Raw genomic sequence first — 2,201 nt, 5'->3', positions numbered from 1 at the left:
CCTTTGGGTGAATTCCCCCGGCTTGGCCGGCCTTGCACCCTTGCGGATCAACAATTTGATAACTTGATTGACGATATAGGAAGAACCATGCGTGGAAATTTCCACGACGTTTTCTTTCGTAAAGGACTTGGGGGCTACAAAAATGGACACCAAAACCTCATCTATGATTTTTTCCCCATCCCTAATTGTTCCGAAATGGATGGTATGTGAGGCCTGCTTTTCAAGGTCTTTCCCCTTAAAAACCTCATTGGTGATTTTGATCGCATCATTGCCGGAAAGACGGATGACGGCTATGGCGCCGACTCCCTGGGGCGTGGCAAGAGCGACGATGGTATCATTTTTTTCGTGGAGGGAAAAGGACATATTTACTTCCCGAAAGTATTGAGAAGATCATCTATTCCAGCAAGAAAAGGCACCGGTTCCCTGTAGCCGGGATATTGGGCAATGTTTTCCATCAAAGCATCCATGATGACAAAGTTGGGGTAGGAACTGACCCGCATGGCCCTTGCCATGGTAGCTTCGGAATATTCCTTGCCTTTGAAATTGAATTTTCTTTTGCTGTTCTCTGCATTCATTTTGACGGCGTAGAAATTCTCATTGATGAATGCGATTACTTCTGGATCGGTGAAAGTGTCCTTGTCCATTTTCTTGCACCAGCCACACCAGTCAGTGTAGACATCTACAAATATCATTTTGGGATTTTCAGCGGTTTTTGCTGCAGCTTCTTCGAAAGTCAGCCAAGTGATTTTATCCTGAGCTGTTGCAATTTGGAAGCTGATGAGGGTGATCAGTATAGCGCCAAACAGTTTTTTCATATTTTGTTCAATCATATTTTACTCAAATTTAACGACTTGCTTTGGTTTGAAGTTCAATTTCCTTGATTAAAAATTAGTACAAAGTATCAAGAACAAAGTACCAAGTACCATGACTACCCATCCCTACAACCTTTCTCAACCTGACAACAATTACAACCACTACAACAATTACAACCACTACAACAACTACAACCAATTAACAATAGGCTTCGCAATAAACCCGGCAACAATGACAACGCGAAGCAGACAACAATTACAACAACTACAACCAATACAACAAATACAACCTTTTACACCATCACCAATATATTCCCCGCCACATCTTTAGACATGAAAATAGATTTCTTGTTGTCCACGAGGATTTCTACCGAACCGTCAAATTCTGTTTTGTCCAAGACCTTGATTCTTGCACCGATATAGGCACCCACTTTATCAAGGTATCTGAGGAAAGCAGGACTGCTGTCTTTTACTGCCACGATCTGTCCCGTTGACCCTAAGTCAAGTTCATTGAGCGGAAGTCGGGGTCTTGCACGAACATCTCCATATTCATCGGGGATAGGGTCACCATGAGGATCGAATTTTGGAAAACCCAAATACTCATCAAGTCTTTGGATCAAAACCCTTGACTTGACATGGGACAATTCGTCGGCAACTTCCTCCACCTCATCCCAAGAGAATTTCAATTTCTCTACCAGAAATACCTCCCAAAGTCTGTGCTTCCGGATGGTTTGGAGAGCCAGTTTTTTTCCTTCTTCAGTAATGTGGAGCCCGTAATATTTCCGGTACTCGATCACTTCTTTTTCGCCCAGTTTGCGCAGCATGTCCGAAACAGAGGCAGGCTTTGTTTTCATGGCGGCAGACACATCATTGGTCGACACGCCTTTCTTGCCGCCTTCCGATAGGTGGTAGATGGCTTTCAAATAATTCTCTTCGGCAGAGGTGAGGGTAATCATAGTTTCTTGGATTCAAATCCAAAGATAGAGATTTAGACTGACCTTAAAAATAATTTTAGAGAGACTAAACCGTATGTGGATAACCCGGTTTACATTGTGATCAGAGATTTAGGTAAGTCAAAATATTGGATTAGACATGTATAAATATTGTCATATATCATTGATAAACAATAAAATAGAGTCCTATATAATTTAATGACCTAGCCCAAATTCCTTTGTTTTGATAGTTTCCTGAATAGGCAAATGGGTTTCCAAAATAAACCAAAAGTGGATAACTTTTTGGGATACTTCCGGATAAAAGGGAATGGTTTGGAGGTTTTCTAAAAGGATTAAAAAAGATCAGAAAGGAATTATACAGACTCATTCAGAGCGGACGCAAGCTTTAATCCGTCCAAATCGTCCTCCTTTAATCTAATGAAGATAAAATGCTTTA

The 2,201-nt window shown here is 41.3% G+C and carries 2 protein-coding genes and 1 pseudogene; all 3 read right to left on the bottom strand.

The features are described from left to right. Positions 1-363: pseudogene (locus ACZFYI_RS19410) on the bottom strand (tRNA uridine-5-carboxymethylaminomethyl(34) synthesis GTPase MnmE); the annotation flags it as partial. 2 nt (positions 364-365) lie between these two features. After that, positions 366-815, bottom strand: coding sequence for a thioredoxin family protein (locus tag ACZFYI_RS19405; RefSeq protein WP_462525773.1), 450 nt, complete (start codon positions 813-815; stop codon positions 366-368). Positions 816-1,105: 290 nt separating this feature from the next. Beyond that, positions 1,106-1,768, bottom strand: coding sequence for a metal-dependent transcriptional regulator (locus ACZFYI_RS19400; RefSeq protein ID WP_462525772.1), 663 nt, complete (start codon positions 1,766-1,768; stop codon positions 1,106-1,108). Positions 1,769-2,201: the final 433 nt, after the last annotated feature.

The organism is Aquiflexum sp., assembly GCF_977115555.1.
The sequence above is the reverse complement of the archived record's forward strand: the minus strand, read 5'-3'. Positions and strand labels throughout refer to the sequence as shown.

What these genes read in the sequence shown, in the direction of transcription:
- ACZFYI_RS19405 (WP_462525773.1), bottom strand. Translation starts at nt 815, where the DNA reads ATGAAAAAACTGTTTGGCGCTATACTGATCACCCTCATCAGCTTCCAA.
- ACZFYI_RS19400 (WP_462525772.1), bottom strand. Translation starts at nt 1,768, where the DNA reads ATGATTACCCTCACCTCTGCCGAAGAGAATTATTTGAAAGCCATCTAC.